This window comes from Bacillus sp. Je.9.29.b, assembly GCF_051129925.1.
In the GTDB taxonomy this organism is placed as follows: Bacteria; Bacillota; Bacilli; order Bacillales; family Bacillaceae; genus Bacillus; species Bacillus safensis.
Genome location: NZ_JBCPSO010000004.1, coordinates 236228 through 257321 on the forward strand (window position 1 = coordinate 236228; position 21094 = coordinate 257321).

The 21094-nt window shown below is 34.9% G+C and carries 18 protein-coding genes; 12 read left to right on the forward strand and 6 right to left on the reverse strand.

The features are described from left to right. Positions 1-42 precede the first annotated feature (42 nt). Both AAZR19_RS10050 and AAZR19_RS10055 read left to right on the forward strand, forming a co-directional pair. Positions 43-6750: a phage tail tape measure protein gene (locus tag AAZR19_RS10050; RefSeq protein WP_434703029.1), complete on the forward strand. Its 6708-nt coding sequence runs from the start codon at positions 43-45 to the stop codon at positions 6748-6750. Between the two features lie 57 nt (positions 6751-6807). Continuing rightward, entirely contained in the window at positions 6808-9426 is a 2619-nt protein-coding gene (locus tag AAZR19_RS10055; protein ID WP_434703031.1) for a DUF7359 domain-containing protein, read from the forward strand. A gap of 172 nt (positions 9427-9598) precedes the next feature. Here the strand turns inward: AAZR19_RS10055 and AAZR19_RS10060 are convergent, their stop codons facing one another. The 6 genes from AAZR19_RS10060 to AAZR19_RS10085 form a co-directional block, all read right to left on the reverse strand. Then, positions 9599-9886 carry a hypothetical protein gene (locus AAZR19_RS10060; RefSeq protein ID WP_434703032.1) on the reverse strand — a complete coding sequence of 96 codons (288 nt, stop codon included), beginning with the start codon at positions 9884-9886 and terminating at the stop codon, positions 9599-9601. Further along, a complete protein-coding gene (locus tag AAZR19_RS10065; RefSeq protein ID WP_076839665.1) occupies positions 9864-10085 on the reverse strand; it encodes a hypothetical protein in 222 nt (73 codons plus the stop codon). The genes AAZR19_RS10060 and AAZR19_RS10065 overlap by 23 nt, the downstream gene beginning before the upstream one ends. A gap of 105 nt (positions 10086-10190) precedes the next feature. Beyond that, a complete protein-coding gene (locus AAZR19_RS10070; protein ID WP_427128377.1) occupies positions 10191-10514 on the reverse strand; it encodes a hypothetical protein in 324 nt (107 codons plus the stop codon). Positions 10515-10535: 21 nt separating this feature from the next. Next, positions 10536-11081 (reverse strand): hypothetical protein, encoded by a 546-nt coding sequence (locus AAZR19_RS10075; protein WP_427128376.1) that lies wholly within the window; start codon positions 11079-11081, stop codon positions 10536-10538. Positions 11082-11257: 176 nt separating this feature from the next. Then, positions 11258-11413 (reverse strand): hypothetical protein, encoded by a 156-nt coding sequence (locus tag AAZR19_RS10080; RefSeq protein ID WP_008343973.1) that lies wholly within the window; start codon positions 11411-11413, stop codon positions 11258-11260. Between the two features lie 70 nt (positions 11414-11483). Then, positions 11484-11693, reverse strand: coding sequence for a helix-turn-helix domain-containing protein (locus AAZR19_RS10085; protein WP_008343972.1), 210 nt, complete (start codon positions 11691-11693; stop codon positions 11484-11486). A 153-nt stretch (positions 11694-11846) separates the two neighbouring features. Between AAZR19_RS10085 and AAZR19_RS10090 the strand changes: the two genes are divergently transcribed. The 10 genes from AAZR19_RS10090 (at position 11847) to AAZR19_RS10135 (ending at position 21091) form a co-directional block, all read left to right on the forward strand. Next, on the forward strand, positions 11847-12203 hold the full coding sequence (locus AAZR19_RS10090) for a hypothetical protein (RefSeq protein WP_144678761.1): 357 nt from the start codon (positions 11847-11849) through the stop codon (positions 12201-12203). 2 nt (positions 12204-12205) lie between these two features. Continuing rightward, a complete protein-coding gene (locus AAZR19_RS10095) occupies positions 12206-12412 on the forward strand; it encodes a hypothetical protein (RefSeq protein ID WP_427128375.1) in 207 nt (68 codons plus the stop codon). A gap of 1071 nt (positions 12413-13483) precedes the next feature. Next, positions 13484-14110: a hypothetical protein gene (locus tag AAZR19_RS10100; protein WP_434703036.1), complete on the forward strand. Its 627-nt coding sequence runs from the start codon at positions 13484-13486 to the stop codon at positions 14108-14110. A 98-nt stretch (positions 14111-14208) separates the two neighbouring features. Then, positions 14209-14817, forward strand: coding sequence for a hypothetical protein (locus AAZR19_RS10105; RefSeq protein ID WP_427128373.1), 609 nt, complete (start codon positions 14209-14211; stop codon positions 14815-14817). Between the two features lie 220 nt (positions 14818-15037). Beyond that, positions 15038-15298, forward strand: coding sequence for a hypothetical protein (locus AAZR19_RS10110; protein ID WP_008343967.1), 261 nt, complete (start codon positions 15038-15040; stop codon positions 15296-15298). Positions 15299-15965: 667 nt separating this feature from the next. Next, positions 15966-16385: a hypothetical protein gene (locus AAZR19_RS10115; RefSeq protein WP_131631240.1), complete on the forward strand. Its 420-nt coding sequence runs from the start codon at positions 15966-15968 to the stop codon at positions 16383-16385. Positions 16386-16944: 559 nt separating this feature from the next. After that, the gene (locus AAZR19_RS10120; protein WP_041109164.1) at positions 16945-17526 is read left to right on the forward strand and encodes a YiiX/YebB-like N1pC/P60 family cysteine hydrolase; all 582 of its coding nucleotides are present in this window, start codon (positions 16945-16947) and stop codon (positions 17524-17526) included. Between the two features lie 305 nt (positions 17527-17831). Then, the gene (locus tag AAZR19_RS10125) at positions 17832-18941 is read left to right on the forward strand and encodes a RapH N-terminal domain-containing protein (RefSeq protein ID WP_041109166.1); all 1110 of its coding nucleotides are present in this window, start codon (positions 17832-17834) and stop codon (positions 18939-18941) included. Further along, positions 18942-19076 carry a hypothetical protein gene (locus tag AAZR19_RS10130; RefSeq protein ID WP_254966822.1) on the forward strand — a complete coding sequence of 45 codons (135 nt, stop codon included), beginning with the start codon at positions 18942-18944 and terminating at the stop codon, positions 19074-19076. 89 nt (positions 19077-19165) lie between these two features. Beyond that, a complete protein-coding gene (locus AAZR19_RS10135; RefSeq protein WP_349905044.1) occupies positions 19166-21091 on the forward strand; it encodes a T7SS effector LXG polymorphic toxin in 1926 nt (641 codons plus the stop codon). The last annotated feature ends 3 nt before the right edge of the window (positions 21092-21094 follow it).

Below are 21094 nucleotides of genomic sequence, written 5' to 3' on the forward strand. Positions count from 1 at the left end.
TCTTTTTTTTATTTTTGTTTTATTACAAAAGGAGATGTAAAAGTGAGTGAGCAATTAAAAATTATTGTTACACCAATGGCTGACACCTCGAAAAAATCAGTCGATCAAATAAACAATCAAATTAAACAGTTGCAAGGCAAAGTAAATGGTCTTAAATTAGACATCAATCTTGGTAAAGATGTCTTGAAGAGTCTTGAAAATATTTCAAAGCGTTTTTCAGAGAATCAACGTAGCTTAAGAGATTTCAATTCAACAATTAAAGAGTTCGAGACTGTTTTCAAAAATGCAGATGGATCAATTAAAACAGTCAATCAGAAAATAAAGCAAAATGGAGAAATCCACGAAAAAACCCGAAAAGTCATTGATAATACAACAAAGAGTTTAAGAGAAGAAGCTAAAGAAGTAGCGAAGCTTACTCAACTTACGGAGCGACTTGGTCAGAAACAAAAAGAAGTAAACAAAACTGACGGCTCTGGGAGAAGAACAGGAAAAGTCGAAAAGTATAAAAACGGATTTGATGATGTTACATACGCTTCTGATAAAAATGGCTTAAAGTCTGTAAAAACTGTAACTAATTACGACCAGCAGCGAAAAGCTATTGATGCGTTACATGATGCATTGGAGAAATTGCGCCAAAAAGGAATAGTATCAGATGTTACTTTGACATCTTTAGGTAAGAAACTGAATCTGGCTCAAAGTGCAAATGAGATTGAAGCACTTCGAGGGAAAATAAAGCTTCTAGATGATAAGTCAGCAGCAGTAGCCAAGACGCAAGAATTACAGCGTCAAATTCAGTTGTATCAACGGCTTGCTGCAGTTAAAGCTAGTAAATTAACATCCCAATATGGCTCATCTATAAGTGATACAAACTCACAAGCAATTCAGCAATATCTCTCATCAGTAAATGCTTTAACTAGTCGCACACCTAAGTTTCAAAGTCAGATGCAGAGTTTAAATGTTCAGTTCAGAGAGCTTTCGGCAAATGTAACTAACTCAGCTCAGAATATTAATACATTTGGCGGTAGGTTAGGTGAAGCATTTACAAGGATGCCAGCCTATTTAATTACTGGATCGATATTCTTTGGTGCAGTTAGCGGTCTAAAATCTATGGTCGATAATGCAATCATGCTTGACTCTAAAATGACTGAAATTCGAAGAGTAATGGATGCTCCTGATTATAAGTTTAATGAGTTGTTACAACGTTCAATCGATCTAAGTAATGAACTGTCTAACAAAGTCGCTGATGTCCTTACAATGACATCTGAATTCGCCAGACAAGGTTATAAAGGTGACGAACTCCTCTACCTAACTAAAACCTCTCAAGTCCTTCAAAATATCTCACAACTTCAACCTGAAGATACCGTTAAGGCTCTTACATCAGCAATGGTCAACTTCGGTATAGCTTCAAAAGATTCCCTCAAAATTTCTGATGCTCTAAACGAAGTCGATAATAACTTCCAAACATCTTCATTAGATTTAGCTCAGTCAATGCGTAAATCAGCAGCGGCAGCAAAAGTTTATGGTGTAAGTATGGAACAGTTACTTGGCTATACAGCAAGTATTCAATCAAGTACAAAAGAGTCGGGTAACGTTACTGGAAACGCCCTAAAAACAATTTTTGCTAGGATTCAGACGAACAAACAAGCAGTTTCAGCTTTAGAAGGAATAGGGATAGCTGTTAAAGATGCAGGTGGGGAAGCTATACCTGTTGCGGATATCTTAGAAAAACTAGCTGGAAGATGGAAAACGCTGTCTCAAGCTCAAAAGCAACAGCTAGGTATTACAATCGCTTCTCAATTCCAAAATACAAGATTCTTAGCGTTAATGGAGAATTGGGAAACAGCTACTAAAGCAACTTCAATGGCCATAAACAGTCAAGGTAGCTCAATGAGGGAGCAAGAAAAATATTCTCAATCGTTAGAAGCTAGGTTAAACAATCTCTCCAATAAGTTTGTAGAGCTTTCTGAAGCTGCAAGCAGGGCTTTTATTAGTGATGGTCTAATCGCTGCTACTGATGTATTAGGCGACTTGTTAGCTGTAATTTCAGAAGTAGTCAATTCCATTGGTTTTCTTCCTACGGCTTTCCTAACAGCTAATGCAGCGGTATTTGCGTTTAGTAAGACAGCTAGAGCTATGCAGACGGCCTTAGTATTTGGCGTAGGTGCTTTGAGTGCAAGTCAAAAAGCTTTATTAGGCGTTGAAGCAGGGATGTCTAGAGCGGCACTAGCTACAAAGGCTATGACTGTAGCATGGAGAGGATTGATGTCTGCAACAGTAGTTGGAGCAGGCTTAGTTTTGATTGGAGTAGCCCTAGAAAAGATTGTAGGAGCTTACTCAGACGCTAAAAAAGCTAGAGAAGAATTTGAACAAACTCAAAATACAAATATTGAAGCACTTACAGTCAATAAAGATCAAACAGAAGAATTAATTAAGAGATATAAGGAATTAGATAAATCTAGGCGTGATGGTGGCCTTACAACAACAAATGAACAAGAGTATCTAAAGATAACCCAAGAGTTAGCTGACATGTTTCCTGCTCTTGTGGCCGGTGTAGACTCAACAGGAAGAGCGCATCTTGTTTCTGCTGAACGAGTCGATAAAGAAACTGAAGCTGTTAGAAACTTAATCAAAGCAAAAAAAGAAGAGATTAAAGTTAAAGCTTCTGACACTGCTCAAGATTCAATCAACAAAATCAAAGATTTAAACAAAGAATTAGAGAAGAAACAAAAAGATTTAGACAATCCATTTGTATCTGATAATGCCTTCATTAATGCAAAAGCACCTATATCTAAGACAGATGTTGATAGAGCTAAAATCAAAACGGAAATGGAGTCCATTCGTCAGCAAGTAGTAAGCGCTTCTTATGAAATGAAAGATAAGATCATTGAAACTGCTGAAGCGTTTAGCAAATTAACAATTAGTACGAGTTTAAAAGACCAAATTAAGCAGGTTGTTGATGCGCTTAATCTTGATGAATTGACTGATCCTAAAGATGTTGAGGAATTTGAAAAGAATTTAGGTAGAATCCAAGATGCATTACAAAGAGCATTAGATGATAATGATTCAGGTGGGTTTGAAAAAGCCAAAGAAGATTTAGAGGCATACCTGTCTAAATACCAGGTATCAGGTTCAAGCATTGATATCATGAGTATCAGTATGGACAAATTAAAGGGTGTAGTTAATGACACCTCTGTTACCTATGATGAATTTGGCGATGCGGTGGACGAAACAGGCAGTAAAGTTGCTGATTTAAGTAGTCGCCTTAAAGAAGCAGCAGGGGATACCAATGCTATTAAAGATGCACTTAAAGACGTTATATCTTCTGGTCAGTTTGATTTATTACCTGAAGCCTTTGGAGATATCTATGATCAACTTGCTGATCAAGTTTCCCCTCTAAATGGTTTGTTAGAAAAGATGGCCGAAGGTAAAAACATTTCTGCTACTGAAGCCACAAAACTGATGCAAAAAGAAAAAGATTTGATTGGCGCAATTAAAATTGAAAATGGCGTTGTAAGCATAAATAGAAATGCAGTTGTTAAACTTCGTGACGCTAAGATTAAAGCGTATAGAGATATGGTTGAGTTTAGTAACCAACAAACAAAGAACGAAGTAAACAACTCTATTAAGAAGATCAATGGCTATGGTTTTGAAGTGAGATCTCTTAAGACTCTCCAGGATGCTAAAGCAAGTTTAGCTGACATTGACAAAGAACTTGGTAAAACTTCTGGAATGGGTGAATTATCAGAAGAAAAAGCTGAAATGCACGCAACTAGAGAAAGGCTACAAGGCCTTGTTGATCTCACAAAAGAGATGGACGATTTCAGTAAATTGGCATCAGCAAGTCTTGGAGAAGTTGGCACATCAAACGAAAATCTATCTGACTCAACTGACAAGGCTTCAAAATCAACGAAAGATTCAATCTATGTTGCAGACAAATATAAAGAAGCATTAGAGCGAGTCAATAAACAAATTGAAGAACAAAACAGAAAGACAAACGATTATCCAAAATGGTCACAGAAGTATCGAGATTCAATTAAGAAGGAAATCAAGGCGTTAGAAAGAAAAGAGAAACTTCTCAAGAGTCAGATTAAGCTACTTAAAGAACAAATTAAATCTGGATACATTGCTCAAACGGGTATTGTTGATTCTTCTTCATCCTACTCCCCTTCTAGCTCTTCATATTCTGCTTCAGGTGGTTCTTACTCAGGGAAATACTCAAACATTATTAATCAAGCTGCATCGAAATACAATGTTCCAGCTGCGTTAATTGCTGCGGTTATTAAGCAAGAATCTAACTTTAACCCTAATGCTCGTTCATCGGTTGGAGCAACTGGTTTAATGCAACTTATGCCTGCTACAGCAAGAGGTCTAGGAGTTAAGAATTCTAGGGATCCTTACCAAAACGTAATGGGCGGTACCAAGTATCTTAAGCAAATGCTTGATAAGTTTGGATCGATTGAAAAAGCATTAGCTGCATACAATGCGGGGCCTGGTAATGTAACCAAGTATGGTGGCATTCCTCCATTTAAGGAAACCCAGAATTACGTTAAGAAAGTAAACAATTACTTTAAACAAATGGGCGGTTCACTATCCTCTAGTGGTGGATCGGCTGCTGGTTACTATGACTCAATGAGAAGAACATCTCATTTCGGTCAGCAAGAAAAAGGTTTACGCTCTGCTCCTCATAAAGGTTTAGATTTAGCAGCTAAATCTGGTACTCCTATCAAGTCTCTAAAATCAGGTAAAGTCCTTACTGCAGCATACTCTAAATCTGCTGGTTATTGGGTAGTTGTTCAACAAGATGACGGCACCGTAGCAAAGTATATGCATATGCAAAAAGGTCTCAATGTTAAGGCTGGCCAAAAGGTTCAAGCTGGTCAAACTCTCGGCAAGATGGGAAGCACTGGTCGTTCTACTGGCACTCATCTTCATATGCAGATTGAAAAAAACGGTAAAGCGATTGATCCAGAAGCATATATGCAACAAATCGGCTCAGATTTGTCTAGCTCTGAAGCTGAACGTCAACAAGCTATTTCACAAGCTAAATCAGATTTATTGGGACTTGAAGGTGACCTATCTTCTGTCAAAGACCAAATTCAAGACCTCCAATATGAAATCGTTCAGTCAAAACTTGATGAATTTGAAAAACGTAAGTCTGATTTAGAGTTGAAAGTTGCTCAAAACCAATCTAAAGCAAGTCGTTATCTTAATGACAGTGCTCAGTTTAGAAAATATACAAATGAACAACGTAAAGCAGTTGAAGCGCAACAAAAGATTCAGAGTCAAAAAGTAAGTTGGATTAACAAAGAGTTAAAGCAAAATAAGCAATTAAACGCTGCTCAACGTGATCAATTACGTGAAGAATTAAAACAAGCTAAACTTGACCTCATCAGCATCAAAGATCAGGTTTATGAGTTACAGGCTACTATTGTTCAATCTAAAACCGATCAAATTCTTAATAACATTGATAAGTCTGTTAAAAAGACTGAATCAAAGCTTAAGAACGTCGATATCAAGATCCAGACAACCGAAGAAGACAAAGATAAAGTTAAGTACTATAGTCAGCAAATCAAGCTGATTCAACAACAGCAAAAAGAAGCTGCTAAATACATAGCACAGCTTGAAAAACAGAAAAAAGCAGCTAAGGGATTCCCTGAAATCCAAAAGCAAATATCGGATGAAATCTCAACTTGGAAAGATAAGCAAAAAGATTTCAATCTAGAGCTTTATCAAACCAAGAAAAGTATTGAAGATATTTACAAATCGCTCGCAGATGAAGTTGTCTCTATTTATAAAGAGATGTACGAAAAGATGCGTGATATTGAGCTTGAAGCTCATCGTAAAGCTACTCAAGATATCATTGATGGCATTGACAAGGAAGACGATGAAGCTAAGTTCCAAAAGGATTTAAAAGATCGTCAGGAAAGCATTCAAAAGCTTTCAGATCAGATAAATCAATATGCGTTAGATGATTCAGAATTTGGTAAGTCAAAGGTTAAAGAGCTTACCGAACAGATGCAAAAAGAACAGCTTGATTTAGATCAATTCCTAAAAGATCGTGAAAACTCCAAACGTAAAGAAGCGCTACAAGATCAACTTGAAAAAGATGAGAAATCAATCAACACAAAATATGATGATCTTGTAAACGATGAGCGTGGGTTCAAGGATTTAGAAGGAAAATTGATGAATGGTAAGATTAGTGATATCAATAAACAGCTTTCTGAGTTTACTAAATTCATCAATTCAAATATGGAGTCAATCGGCAAGTCTATCTCTAACAATTTGATTGATAAGCTCAAAGAGGCTTCAAATGCTCTCGGTGTTGTCGTTAAAGGTAATACAACTGGACAAAAGATCGCTCGTTTTAAGACTGGTGGATCAGTTGGTAAAGTACCAGCCCAAGGAGCTTTAGCTGTAGTAGATGATGGAGAAATTGTCCTCAATAAACAAGACTCAGTTAACATGCTTAAAGCTGTCGAGTTGCTTAGAGAAACAAAGATAGAAGATCGAAGTATGGGAGCAATAGCAAAGAGCTACGAGTCAATACGAAGTATGTTTAACAACGTTGCTTCTTCAGTAGCTATCCCTAAACTTTCAGTTCCAGGATTTGAAGTGTTAGAGTCCAAAAATGTTACGAACAATTATTCAGTGAATATGCACATTGATAAAATGGTCGGTGATGAAAAAGGGGCTAATAATGCACTGCAAACAATTCGCAAAGGGTTAAAGCAAATGAAAGGTAAAGTATAAGAGTCTGTTAATCAGGCTCTTTTTTTTACAATCTAAAGGAGTTGTAATAGATAAAAGATGAATCTAGGAGAATTCACTTTCAAGCCAGGTACGCTTAAATTAGAGCTATGTAGAACAAATAAAAAGAAGATCGCAAATATTGTTGATTTCTCGAATGCTTCAGCCAACCTAAATCATGCGACCATTAATGATCTAACATTTAATATCCCTCTAAAAGCTAGATATGGTGATGAAATTAAACCAAACCATGTTGCTCAACTTATCAGGGAATGGTACTTGATTAAGGCCACTTTCTTAAATCGAACTGAATATTATGTAATAGATGGTATTACTGATTCGACAACTCAAGAAAAATCTGAGATCCAGGTTAATTGCCAGCTCACTCCTTACATGTTAAACAAACCTAAAATTAGACAATATGAAGGTATATCTAAGAACCTCCAGGAAATCGGTGAGGTTTGTCTTAAGGGAACAGGTTGGACAGTTGGAGAAATTGAAAGCACTCTTAATGAAAAAAGAAGGTCTTTCTCCATTGGATCAATTACATCAAGATTCGATTTTCTAAGGAATATATGCGAAACATTTGACGCTGTACCTGTATATGACACTATTAATGATAGAGTATCCTTCTTTGAAAAAAACAGCATATCTAAATTCAAAGGTGTTAAGATTTCATCTCATAACTTTATGATTGATATGACAGACACACGCAGTATGGATGAAGTCGTGACTAGACTACATGTGTCAGGGAAAGACGGCATTGTTATCAATTCTATAAATCCAACAGGGCAAGGGTATCTTGATGATTTCAGTTTCTTTTTATCTCCTTTTAAACGTGACGATAATAGAAATGTTTTGAAGAGAAGTGCATACATGAGCAATGAGCTTTGTCATGCTTTGTTAGACTACAATGAACTTGTCGACAAAGAATCAAAAAAGTTTAAAACAATGTTGGATGACAAAAAGAAAATCGAAGCCAAAAAGACTGCTCAAGAGAATGAGTTATTCGTTCTTAAAAACCTTGAGTTGCAACAAATTTTGGATCGGATTGAAGTGGTTAAAGAGACTGACGGAGACACTAAAGATTTAATAAAGCAAAGAGATGCGAAGCAAAAAGAAGTTGATACAAAAAAGAAAGAAATCGATAAAACTATTTCTGAGATTTCCGCATTAAATAGTCAAATTGAGCAGCATAGAAAACGACTAGATATGAGCAACTTTCTTGGCGAAGATAAGTCCAATGAGTTGTCCAAATTTATACTTGAAGATGAGTGGGCTAACGACAACATTTTTGATGAAACTGAGCTATACGAAAAAAGCTTAGAAGAGTTAGAGAAACGAAAATCTCCTCCTATCGACATTAAGACAAATATAGTCAATCTCTATAATGCAGTGAGTGAAAAAGATTATTGGGATAGGATTTCATTAGGTGACATAGTAAGAATTCAAAACAAAGAGTTCGGAACTGAATATAGAGCAACTTTGGCAGGTATGAGCTTAAATTTTGATGATTCATCTATATCAATTACTATCACAAATGGAAAAAAGGCTAAAGAAGAGGATGACTTCATTCAATTGTTTTATAAGGCTGATAAAGCATCTACAGAATTCAACACTCGTAAGATTGATTATGATAAATTGGCCACGAATTACAACGCACGTAATGACCGCATTTCAATTCCTCCTTCTCCTCCAACCATAGGAGTGAAATCCATATCGCACAAAGTAAATGAAAATGGTTCTGTCGATATCTCTGTATCGTGGGATTACCCAACGTCTGATGAAGATAAATACAATATAGACGGTTTCATTGTACATTGTTATCCTGATACATCTTCAGACACCTACTTGTTTGGTGCTTCGTTAGCCAAGGAGCAACGAATTTCTGTTAGATATGATAAGCGAATTGCTACATTTACTTCACAAGTTCCCACAAAATATTTCACCTTTGGGGTACAAGCATACAGAAATGTTGAAACCTCAATTAGTTCCAATGGTGTTTTGTTATCCGATATTGTTCAACCTCAAACGCCAAGTGAGAATCCGTATAGGCCATCTACTACCGTTGAGGTTAAAGGAAAAGTTAATGGATTGTATCAGATTTCTACAAGTGAAAAGCCCACAAATCCAGATGTAGGTACTATTTGGATTGATCCTGCGAACAATAAGTCTGAACTATATGACGGAGAACAATGGATTGTCCAATCTGCTGGCAGTGCAGACTCTTTAAATGGGATCGCTTCTGCTTTACATGAAGTGCCTAATACCATCCCTGTTAGAGATGACAACGGTGTGATTTCGGCATCTATTTCAGGTAATGCAATGAAGCTCGGTGGCTTAGAAGCAACTGAATATGTGTTGAAAACCGATGTCCTAAACAAAGTTAATTACATGAGTGGAGAATACCTTGGAGATGGAACAATAGCGAGACAGATTAATTTAAGTTTTACTCCTAAAACGGTTAAAATCTATTCGACTTCTATTGAGGATAGCAGCTTACATGTAACCTTGAATTCTTTCGGCTATATAAATCAATTAACAAATGGAAATTTGATTCTAGTGGGTGGTACAGAAGCATATGGAAGCATAGGTATAAACCAGTTTAAAACGGGAGCTGATAATCTTTTACGAGGCAATATACCAAATGTGAAGTATTTATGGGAAGCCTGGGGATAAGACAAACGAGTAAATAAATAGTCCTCTTGAAAAATCGAGAGGACTGGTTTGTTTATTTTAGACTAGATTATATTTGTACATAAATCTTTCGAATACCTTATAGAACTCTTCTGACTCCATTATTTCTTCTACGTGTTTCTCAATTTCCTCTTCAGTTAAATCTGTAACAATCTTATAGTTTTCGATTGATTCCTTTTTCTTTTTTGACTTGTTTTTGTGTTCGTTCATATTCATCACCCTCTTTAAACTCATATTCCATGCGGGCTTCTTCAATTATTATGCCTGCAATTTCTTTATAGAATTCTTCTTTTGAAACAGCATTTCCGTATACTTGAGGAAATATTGCTATAGAATATGGTTTGTCAGGGGGCGAAATTATTTTACTGATATTTTGTTGAGAATGTTCAAACACTTCTCTCCAATTTTCTTTGGTCAATTCAAGCATTTTGATCACTTTCATTTGCAGGACATTTCATACGTGCTTCTTTTATGATTATATTTGCTAATTCTTGATAGAATTGCTCTTCTGTCAGTGTTCCATAAACTTGAGGAAAGACTGCTATTGAGTAGGGTTTTCCAGGGAAAGTTAATATCTCTGTCGTATTCTTCTTGGTATGTTCAAAGATTTCCTTCCAATTTTCTCTATTAGTTTTGACCACAATAAAACTCCTCTAATTTAATTTCTAAAATTAATAATAAGAAGAATAGAGGAGGAGGTCTATATGTAAATGATGGTAATAAAAAAGACCTTCATTTGAAGGTCGTTAATTGAATTTCTTCTTTAATCCATCCATCATATCCGCAGCATAAAAAGATTGTAAAAGTTCATCTACATTGATTTTTTTATCCTTCTTGCTTAGAAATTGATTGATGATCTTTTCATATTCTTCTCTAGTGTTTCCTTCTATTTCTGAAAGGTTTAATTCTTCACCAAAGTGTCTAATGAACGCTAACCTTGTTATATCATATGCCTTTTTGTCTTCCTCTTCACAACTGCAAAATGCTCCTGAGAGAGTGATGAGGAATTGAACGTCTTCATCATCTAAACCATTGGCTTTTTGGAACTGAATGAATTGATTTTGTGACATATACAGTCACCATCCTTTTATCTAAAGTAAGAGTAGATCAGCAGTGAGAACAATGTATTCAACAACAAGTCCGATTGTATCAGCTACACCTCCATCTATATGTTTTCTAAGCTCTGCAGAAACAACCTCTCGAGCCCTACCAGCTGCATTTTTTGGAGTATCAAGAATTTTTTCTAATTCTTTAATGATCTTGTTTGCGTGTTTGACAGTACCATTTACAGCTTGCTTTCCAAAACGTTGTGATAAAACCCATTTTGCCCAGTCGTTATTCACTAAGCCTTTAATTACTTTGATTGCTGCCTTAATACCTGCACTTTTAGGGCCATTTGTAGTAGCAAGTGGATCATTGTTAGCATTCTCAATAGCTTTAAATGCTTGAAGCAAGGCTTCTTGTTTTTCTAATGGTACATCTCTTAAAGCAAGTTGTTTCTGAAGCTCAGTAGGATTGATAGTTACTACCAAATCTTCTTTCTGCTCAACCTTTTCTGCTGCATATGTAGCTGTTGTTGGAATAAATATTGCTGCTGATATGAGAACTAGCATCATCTTAACAAAAAACTTTTTCATTGGAATACTTCCTTTCTAATCATTTTTCAATAGTGAGGATATCACAAAATGAAATGAATTTTACATAAAATAGAAGAAATAGTATTTAAATCACACATAATTTGTCTTTGTTTTATTTGACTTGTTACTAATTTCTTACATCTTAAAAAGGGCATTTTTACACATGAAAAAACCACCTACACATCAATGTAAGTGGTCAATTGTCTATCTAATTTTTCATTTATCTGGTTGAATTCATCTTTTACTTCATCACTGAATTCAACAATATTGCATTCAATTTCTTTTAATTGTGCTGAAAGTTCTTGAATAGCATTTAGAATTTGTTTGGTCATTTCAATTTACTCCTGGACATTGCAATGGTTTTGTTTAACGAATTGAAAAAATAAAAAGCAATACTTTTGCTTAGGAGTCTTCCTCGATTATTTCAAGTAAATCATCTATTTCACATTCTAACGCCTTGCAGATTTTTTCAAGAGTGTCAAATTTTATTCCATCTGTTTCTTCATTGTACAGCCTTGTTATACCGTTACGATGAAGTCCAGTTATTCTCGAAAGTTCTGCAATATTGATTCTTCTATCACCCATAATTCTTGATAAATGAACTTTAATCAATAAGTTTACCCTCCTATAATTATTCCGTGTTTAAATTATACACTGCAATGAAAAAATTTAAAACTAAATGTTGACAATGCACATCGTAGTGTATACTATTAAATTATAAATAAACACTATAGTGTTAAAAATTACTACTGTGGAGGTGGTTGAATGAATCATATCACAATCGTACAAACGGAATTCAACACACAAGAAATTAACAACCTTTATTCAGCAATCATCGTTAAAGAAGGTTATGCAGTAGGGGAGTGTGAAGGCCAGATTGTTTTAGCTGAAATCACTCAGCGAACTGACGGTAACTACGATGAGGGAGCAATCTGGTATATAGGAAGAAACGTTGCATACGCAGACTTAGAAACGCTTGCTGAGGTCGTTACACATTTATTGAAACAGATAACACTATGGGAAGTCTTAACCGATTTGAAGATATTAGAACCGAAGAATCAAGAAACAGAATTTGATTGTATAATCCTTGATCCAACTAAACCAATTACAAAGGGGAAATGAACATGTTAAACTTTGTTAATCAAAACTGGAAACTATCTGTAGGTCAAAGAGTACAAACGTTATACGGACTAGGAACAATTGAAGAAGTACATAGCAATGATCAATATGGAGTCGCTGATGATGAATATAACATGCTTGATGTTTATAGTCGTGATGAATTAGCTGTAGTGGATGATCGTGGTGAGTTAGCTGTAGTGGGGTTAATTTAATGGGGAAGCTATTAAGAAGGTACATGGATGAATTGCTATTTGTAACAATCATGAGCTTAATAGGGATATTCCTACTGCTCATGATCGTCATTTCTAGCTGATTAGAAAAGTGTTGGCGCACTATCTAATCTGATGGGTTGGTACAAATCCCATGATACCAGCCCATTCTAACTTATTTTTAATCTATATTCAATAGTTCACATTACGGCCTCATTTAAACATAGGTCGTGCATTTCTTGAGGTAAGTAAAGTTTACCTCATCTAACTGAATAGAATCAGTCTATACTCCTGGATCAAGGTGTTGTCTTTAGTGATGCCTATTTTAAGGGTAAGACTGTCGTGGAATGCGCTAACACACGTTAAACTTGAAAGGGTAGTGACTCAGCCGATGCGATAAATGAGAATAGGATACCACTGTGCTTCCCTATTTGTACATGTATCTGAAAGGCGAAAGCTGCCATTAAGTGCTGAACGAAGGATGGGTGTATCGTTTCTGACGATGCAGGACAAGCCACAAGTATCAAAGCTCAAATTTGAGCGCTGAGAAACTGTTAGGGACACTTGACACAGTAGGCTTGTTTTGGGAATAACCAACGGCAAATAGGGTGACATATACGGATACCATAAGCTTGATACACTATCAAGTTAGTCAGTCGCCTGTCTGAGTTTGTTTATTTTTTTACAAGCAAATTCAGGCAGACAACTTGTCCAGCCGTTGTCCATTGCTTTCAACCTATCAAGCCAAAAAGCAAAATGACAAGTCAAGACTAATAGTGGAATAAAGTAAAATAACTTATAGAATCCAAATTTCACAGACGTTAAACGATGTAGTTTTAACCGAAATCCCATCTGTATGGTAGGAATACTGTTCCGGTCACCAGACTACTTGAAAAAATATTAACACTTTGACTGAGGATGGGGAAGTTTATTATTCCCCTCTTGATTCAGGGAGCAATAACCTTATCAAGTAGCAGCTTTAAATGATACTAAACTAATAATGTGTTACAATTCCAATATGAGGGAATTTTATAAATAGCTTGTAAAACATAGCTTGCGAAAGGTTTGTTGAAAATGACAATGTTGATAGTTATCTCAACAGATAATAGTATTATTATGACTGCTGATAAAAGAGTTACAACAACAGATGGTTTTGGGAAAGTTATAGAGGTTCAGTCGGATGATTATAAAAAAATAAAAATAATAAAAGGGGAGTATATTGTTTCTTTTGCTGGCAGGACAGCAATTGCGGAAAAAGCATTCAAATTCATTGATGAAAATATTGAATCGTTGGAATATGACATACATGTGTTTTTTAAAAAGGCATTTCAATACGGAAAAACCTGTTTTGAAAACAGTTTTCCAAATATAGAGCCCACATCAGTATTTTTTCTGGGTTATATTAAAGAAGATACTAGTTATTTAATAGGCTACTCATCTGACGATGATTACAAAGGCATGCCTATCTCTGCTAGTATAAAGGTTAGAGCGGAATCCCATGTTATGGAGGATCTCCTTTTTAATGAGACGCAAAATTTCATATCAACTAAAATATCTAGGCGACCATCTTTTTATCAGTCCAATGAAAACCTTACAGTTCTTTTTTCTGAATCAATTAAAAGAATGAATGATCAAATGATTGGAAAAACAACCTACTCAGTGATTTTAACATCAAATGGCGCAACGGAACTCCATAATTAACTTATTGACTGTAATAAGAAACAATTGCAAAATGAGCTTCAGGGTTAGTAAAAAAGATTAAATAAAATCATTCTTTTAATTCAATTATGGGGGATACAATGAAACTAACTTTATTAGACAACGGGATTGATTCAGTAAAGGCAGCATACAATGTTTTAGAGGATATTGAATTTAACGTTGATGAAGTAGAGCACAGAGTGAAAGATGCTGTGATATTTTTAAATCATGCAAATGAAATATTGTTTAAATTATTAATAAAACAGTCGAGCAGCGAAGCCCTAAACTTTGTTAATATCAATTCGTATATGGAAGCAAAGGAAAAAATGATTAGGCAAGGTAAAAACAATGTGTTTGAAATTGATGAAAATTTAAAAACTATTGGTTTTTTTGAAGCAATAAGAAGACTAGAGTTGATTTGTGACATTGAAGTTTGTTCATATCTAAAAGGAAGTTTACGATATTTAAATAAAAAGAGAAACCAAATTATGCACTATGAAATTCATTTAACAGAGGGGGAATTTTCAGATATCATTAGTAAATTGCAAAATTGTCAAGGGTATACTGTCAATTTCTTTTCAAAACATATTGAAAATTTTAATGAATTATTAGACGGTGCTAGATTTGAAATTACTGGAGAAGATCCTGATGTTGAAGCGATGGCTGATGAAGCATATTTTGATTATTTGAGTGAGCAAGCTGAGTCTTGAATCAATAATCTATATTATTCACGTTTAAAATAAAAGAAGTACTTGAAGGTGATCAAGTTTAATTCGCAGACAGGGAGATGTTACCCTGTCTGCTTGTTTTAATTAAACACTAATGAAGTTTGTTAAAAACAAAGGGTGGGGCATGATGCTAGCACCTTATTCGTCGTTCTGTAATTTTTAAATTGTCGTATATAAAATAAAAAATGAAAGTAGGAATTAAATGTTAAACATCAAAATTGATGAAGAAGAAGTTAGAAAACTTTACATAGATGAATTGGAGAAACACTTAAATAAGCTAGACAATGAAAAACTGTTTTGGAACACAAAGGAGCTTGAATATCAGACAAGTATGTGTATGAACACTATGCAAAAAGAGTTTTTCTTTGATAAAGATTTCCCAAAAAGAAAGATAGGGAACAAGTGGTATTATCCTGTTGCCCAAACCAAAGAATTCTTATTAAAATGGATCAATAATCAGTAAATCAATGGGGTTAATTTCAATGTGATTTTGACCACCAAATTGACCACTTTTTGACCACCAATGGATAATTTAAGATGAGTTAAGATGAAGGTTCTATTTGTCAAAACGTTGATTTAATAGGATTAAGAAGGTATAAATTACATATAATAAGCAATAAATTATGTTCCGCACCCAAGTACACCCATGGGAACGCGATCAGTATATGTCTCAGTATTAATAATAAAAACCCCTTGGAGCCAATGGCTTCAGGGGGTTTTTTGTATTTAACTCTATGATTGATGGGATGAATCGAACAAGAACAGTGTTATGTTGTGTAGCTCTTAGTTCATCAAGAGCTTTGTTATTTACCCTTACATATATGGGATGTCTAAGTCCACAAGATGCAAATAATTTGGATCGATATTGAGCGGTTTGAACAACAGAATTGTATCGATCTATCAAATATAGGTTACACGAACTTATCAATCTTGTAATGTAACAAGTGGTTAAAGATTTCCGATTAAAAAATTGAATTGATTGATAAAGTAAAGTAGTACTACTTCATTATAAGCACAAATACTGGTAGAATTGAGCAAGCAAACCATAAAATGCAACTGAGTTAAATCAGTATAGCCAGTATTCAAAAATAATTAAAATATGAGGGAGAAATTTAATGGAGTATGTATTAATGGAACCACCAATTATAATGGAATCCTTTGAAACTTTATCAAAAAAAGAGGCTGAGATTCTCTTTGATTGGTTTGTTAATCAGATACCACTACGGATTGAAGTTTTGAAAAATGTTACTAATGGAGAGGTGGACTTTAATTTCACTCCCGAATCACTTATAAATATCTATGGTTGGTTTTTATCTCAGGTGGAGATTTATGAACTATCAGAAGAAGAGATAGGTAGAGAATTAGAAGAATTAAGGCAATATCCTGATTTTATTTATGAAGATGAAAAAAAGAGCTTATTGGCTAATCCAGTTGAAATTGCAAAAGTGGACTATGCAATAGCAATGGATATCGGGATTTATTATGCAGAAGTTATTAGAAGAAACCATCCTCAAGTAAAGTGGACGTGCTTTACTAAGCCGAAATCTTAAACAAGCCTATTCTTCATTTCGAAGAACGAGACAGCATTTATTATGAGCGTGAACCTATAGATTTAATGATCATTCTGAACCAACGAATTAAAAAAGGAGAAGTAACAGAGCGTACACTTTATGAAATGTATTTTACAGATGAGAATTTGATATTGGGTGTAGACGAAGATCCTGAAGATGAAGATTAAAAAGAGTAACTTCTAACATGGAAGTTGCTTTTTCATTTTGTTTTTAGAAACTTTGATAAAGAAAGTATGTCTCAAATAAATTCTCAACGAAAATGATTGTTTGCTGATACTCTATAATCATAATACTAGTTGGATTTCAAAAGAATATGGAGATATGTTAAAGAAGGTTGGGATTTTTACAAAATGACTGAGCCTTATGCGTCTTTTGGTTAATTTAACAGCTGAAGATCCCTTTCAGTAAATACAACGTATAATTGTATTAAATTTGAAAATAAGTGAAAAGATACTTATGTAATCCAAAAAATAATTAATTTTTAAAGCCTTTAGAAATTGAGAGCTTTTTTAAATTAGGTAAGGAGACTATAATTTAGATGAGTTCGGATAAATTTAAAAGTATAAATACTATAGAATATACAGAATTAAAGAATGATCTGAGGACTGGTGACCTTTTATTATGTTCGGGTGAATATTTGGTAAGTAAGTTAATTAAACAAGTTTCCAATTCACTCTTTAGTCATGTTGGTATTATTGTGAAGTGGAAAGGGCTATTATTAATAATTGAAAGTGTTGAGGACGATGGTGTTAGAATAGTTCCTTTAGAACATTATTTGACTAACTATGAGAATACAAATAAAAGTTATGATGGGAAGTTATATATTGCACGGCACAAACAGTTAAATGAAGATGGTGGTGAAAAACAAAATACCATTATCGTTAAAGGTTTATCTTTATTAAACAAGAATTATGATAAATCTGAAATAGCACAGATAGTTGCTCGAATAGGATTGGGAGTAGGTAAACATAGAGATAATGAGGAGTTTATCTGCTCTGAATTTGTAGATGTATGTTTTAAAGAGGCAGATATTTGTTTTACCTCAGATACAAAAGGTTTTATCTTTCCTGAACACATTGCTGCTGATGAAAATGTTATTCCTATCGCTCGAATAGGTTAATATTTAATTCATAACAAACAGGCCTTCGACATGCGAAAGGCTTGTTTGTTTATGCAATTACCTGTTGATTTTTTTGTGATGGGCATTAAAACAACATTTTGTGAATTCCACTTTTAGAGTAGCCCTTCTAAAAGAACTCAGAATCCGTTCAGTTGCTTGTCACTTCTAATCAGCTTTTCTAAAGTCACTCATTCAATGTATTTGCGGGATACCGAAAATTTCTATTAAGGACAGTTTGTCTTTACATATGTTGTAAATCTAGTGTTAAAATATTATAAGGGATTTGCTTAGAAGGGGGTAAAGGGATGACAGAATTAATTGCCTCTCAGGAGGTAGGAAACATGTTAAACACCTGGAATCTTGCCATACAAAAAGGGGATTTGTCGGCAGCTATTGAAATGCAAGATGACATAGACAAGGCAATCGAGCAAATGGAAGAAAATCAAGATATTCTTTTGTATTATCAACTTTTAAGCTTTAGACTTAAGCTGAAACTTCAGAATATTAGCAAAAACCTAGATAAACCATTCTTCGAGAGGAATGCACCAGACGAAAAAGAAGAGAAGACAAACAAACTCATGTCCTATTACTTCTATTTCTATAATGGGATCTATCATGACTACTTACAAGATTATGATAAGGCGCTAAGTTATTTCAGAATAGCTGAAAAGAAGTTGGCCTATGTTGATGATGAAATAGAAAAAGCAGAATTTCATTATAAATTAGCTGTTCTATTTTATGATTTGAAAATGACTTTCTTATCTAAATATCATGCTCAAATTGCTTGTGACACATTTAATGCACATGAATCATATATCAAAAGACAAATTAACTGTAGAATGCTGCATGCGCTGAACTTAATCGATCAATTTGAATATGAGAAAGCAAGTGAACTTTTTAACGAAGCAGAGAACATGATCCGAAGTATCAATGACAATCATTTAATTATTCATCTCTATTACAGCATGGGTTTTTTGGAAAGCAAAAGAGAGAATGCTGAGAAAGCATCTGCATTTTTTAGACGCACACTGAGTTATGAAGAAATTGAGCAACAAATGTTATTAAAAATGAGATGTTTATATGAACTAGCCAGAATAGAAGTATCAAATCAAAGCAATGAAGTGATTGAGTGGGTTGATCTAGGCATTTCTTTGTCGGAACAAGTGAACCATCACATTTTTCAAATTAAATTTAAATTGTTAAAAGAACTATTATATGAAACAAATGACACTCAACAAGCCAATATCAGTAATTTGTGTGCAGAGCTTGAAGAAAGAAGAGTTTGGGTTGATTTAGAGGAAATATTGGTTGATGTGGCGAAATATTTAGAGGAAAAAGGCTTGTTGCAACAATCATTGAGTTATTATAAAAGAGCCTTACATGCAAGTCAATTTGTAGGAAAAGGAGTGAATTAAATGAAAAAGTCTTTTTTTATTCCATTATCAATAGCTGTGGTAGCATTAGGTACACTTTTCTTTACAAATGGTTTCATTCAACCTCAACATGATGATGTCCAAACCGTCGCATCAAGAGGGAGCTCTGGAGGATAATTGGTTAAAAAACGATAAAGTGGATTAAAGTGTAAGACTCCTTATGGTATTCTAGTAAAAGAATACGCCATAAAAGGAGTCTTTTTTATATGAAAATATTAGATGCTCCATCTTTACTTTCAGCTGTCGAACAAAGGTCAAAAGCCTATCAGGAGCTTCGAGACGAAATGCAGCATGTGAAAAAAGCATTAAAAAGTGTGTCGGGATTAGGTGATGAATTTACTGGAAAAGGTGCAGACAATATTAAAGCCTTTTATGAGGATCTTGCGCTTTACACAGACACTTATCTTGATTTTATTGATATGCAAAAAGCGTTTTTAGATGGGGTAAAAGGAAAGCTTGATGATGAATCGTTAGGCGGGAGTACATTTATTGATGAGCATTTCTTAGACGCTCAACTGAAACAAGGCATTCAGAATAATAAAGATATGGTCAAGGAACAAAAAGAAGCCCTATCCACTATTTTTGATGACATCAGTGATCTCATAGAACTGAATGTATTTTCAAGTAAAGAGGTCAATGAATATTTAGACGATGCGAACAAAAAAAGAAAAGAGGCAATTGATGCTGTACATAAATTAGATCATGCCCTAAAAACAGAGTACGAAAAATCAGAAGCGATTGAGAAACATCTTGCAACCTTTTATACAAAAATGATGGCTGCTACAGGAAAAGGGAAAAATGCGCAGCCCATGTATTACGATGCAAAAGCATTTCATGAGACAGATGTGTACAAGAATCATGATAAAATCGATGCACAGGTGAAAGCATATTTAAAGGTGAAAAAAGAAGAAAAAGAGAAACGAAGAATCAAAGAATTGAAAGAAAAACTCAACGATCCTTCGTGTATATCAGAAGAAAAATACTTTGAGATTGTAGACGAAATTGGATATGATAATCTTTCTTACGATCAAAAAATGTATTACAGCCAGCTTCTCCAGATCAAAGCGCAGGAAGAAGCATCAGAGGGGTTCGTTGATGTTGTAAAAGGTGCAGCAGTTGGTCTATATGATGTGGCCAAAGATACAGTAGTTGGCATCTATGATCTTGTGACAGACCCTGGAGGTGCCGTTGAATCGGTCGTAACGGCAGTTTCACATCCAATTGAAACATCGAAAGCGATTGGTAAGTCGATTTCAGACTCATTCCAAAAAGAAGTCATCGATGGTGATGCATATTCTCGATCACACTGGTTCGCCTATGCGACTGGTTCTCTAGCAGAAATCGTCTTTGGTTCTAAAGGGGCAGGTGCCATTACAAAAACGGGAACAACAGCGGCCAAAACAACGATGAAGAAAGGCCTTGAGCAAGGAGCAAAATCATTAGACAGAGTCTCTATTCCGAATCTATTGCCATACTCACCAAAGTTTCAAATGGCTGGTGAAGGGAAACTCCCTTACAATGTGTTTGACGGAGAAAACCTCAAAAATAAACTCCTCTCTATGGCAAAACGCCTGGACAATCAACCTGTATATGGAATCTCTAAGACAGGCAGACGCTTACCAGCACCAAAATCACCACCGACCGTTGTCAGTTATGGAGATCACTATGTGAGATGGAAACGTAAAAAAGTGTTAAAACCGAATGTTATTTATTCAACAAAGCAAGGATACACCTACGCAACCGATCACTACGGACGTATTGTCAAAGTCGAAGCAAGTGATTTAAAATACGGAGAGGTTAAAAGAAACCAATATGCCCAATCTAATTCAGGGAAACCAGATCGATTACTAGATGATGATGGAGGACATTTAATTGCGTCTATTTTCAAAGGATCTGGCGATATTGATAATCTTGTCCCGATGAATTCACAGATTAATAGAAGTGGCGGGAAATGGTATGAGATGGAGCAGGAATGGTTGGCAGCCTTGAGGAAAGATCCACCTGAGACAGTGTCTGTTTCAATAAAAGCATTTTATGAATCGGATTCGTTAAGACCGTCTGAATTCCTAGTCAAATATAAGATAGACGGAGAAGTTTATACGAACACGATATATAATAGAGCAGGAGGGTGAAAA

Bases quoted from the DNA above. Each gene is read 5' to 3' on its own strand.
- AAZR19_RS10105 (WP_427128373.1), top strand. From the start codon at position 14,209: ATGAAACTAACTTTATTAGACAACGGGATTGATTCAGTAAAGGCAGCA.
- AAZR19_RS10075 (WP_427128376.1), bottom strand. From the start codon at position 11,081: ATGAAAAAGTTTTTTGTTAAGATGATGCTAGTTCTCATATCAGCAGCA.
- AAZR19_RS10060 (WP_434703032.1), bottom strand. From the start codon at position 9,886: ATGAAAGTGATCAAAATGCTTGAATTGACCAAAGAAAATTGGAGAGAA.
- AAZR19_RS10125 (WP_041109166.1), top strand. From the start codon at position 17,832: ATGACAGAATTAATTGCCTCTCAGGAGGTAGGAAACATGTTAAACACC.
- AAZR19_RS10130 (WP_254966822.1), top strand. From the start codon at position 18,942: ATGAAAAAGTCTTTTTTTATTCCATTATCAATAGCTGTGGTAGCATTA.
- AAZR19_RS10100 (WP_434703036.1), top strand. From the start codon at position 13,484: ATGACAATGTTGATAGTTATCTCAACAGATAATAGTATTATTATGACT.
- AAZR19_RS10080 (WP_008343973.1), bottom strand. From the start codon at position 11,413: ATGACCAAACAAATTCTAAATGCTATTCAAGAACTTTCAGCACAATTA.
- AAZR19_RS10070 (WP_427128377.1), bottom strand. From the start codon at position 10,514: ATGTCACAAAATCAATTCATTCAGTTCCAAAAAGCCAATGGTTTAGAT.
- AAZR19_RS10110 (WP_008343967.1), top strand. From the start codon at position 15,038: ATGTTAAACATCAAAATTGATGAAGAAGAAGTTAGAAAACTTTACATA.
- AAZR19_RS10115 (WP_131631240.1), top strand. From the start codon at position 15,966: ATGGAACCACCAATTATAATGGAATCCTTTGAAACTTTATCAAAAAAA.
- AAZR19_RS10095 (WP_427128375.1), top strand. From the start codon at position 12,206: ATGTTAAACTTTGTTAATCAAAACTGGAAACTATCTGTAGGTCAAAGA.
- AAZR19_RS10055 (WP_434703031.1), top strand. From the start codon at position 6,808: ATGAATCTAGGAGAATTCACTTTCAAGCCAGGTACGCTTAAATTAGAG.
- AAZR19_RS10120 (WP_041109164.1), top strand. From the start codon at position 16,945: ATGAGTTCGGATAAATTTAAAAGTATAAATACTATAGAATATACAGAA.
- AAZR19_RS10135 (WP_349905044.1), top strand. From the start codon at position 19,166: ATGAAAATATTAGATGCTCCATCTTTACTTTCAGCTGTCGAACAAAGG.
- AAZR19_RS10090 (WP_144678761.1), top strand. From the start codon at position 11,847: ATGAATCATATCACAATCGTACAAACGGAATTCAACACACAAGAAATT.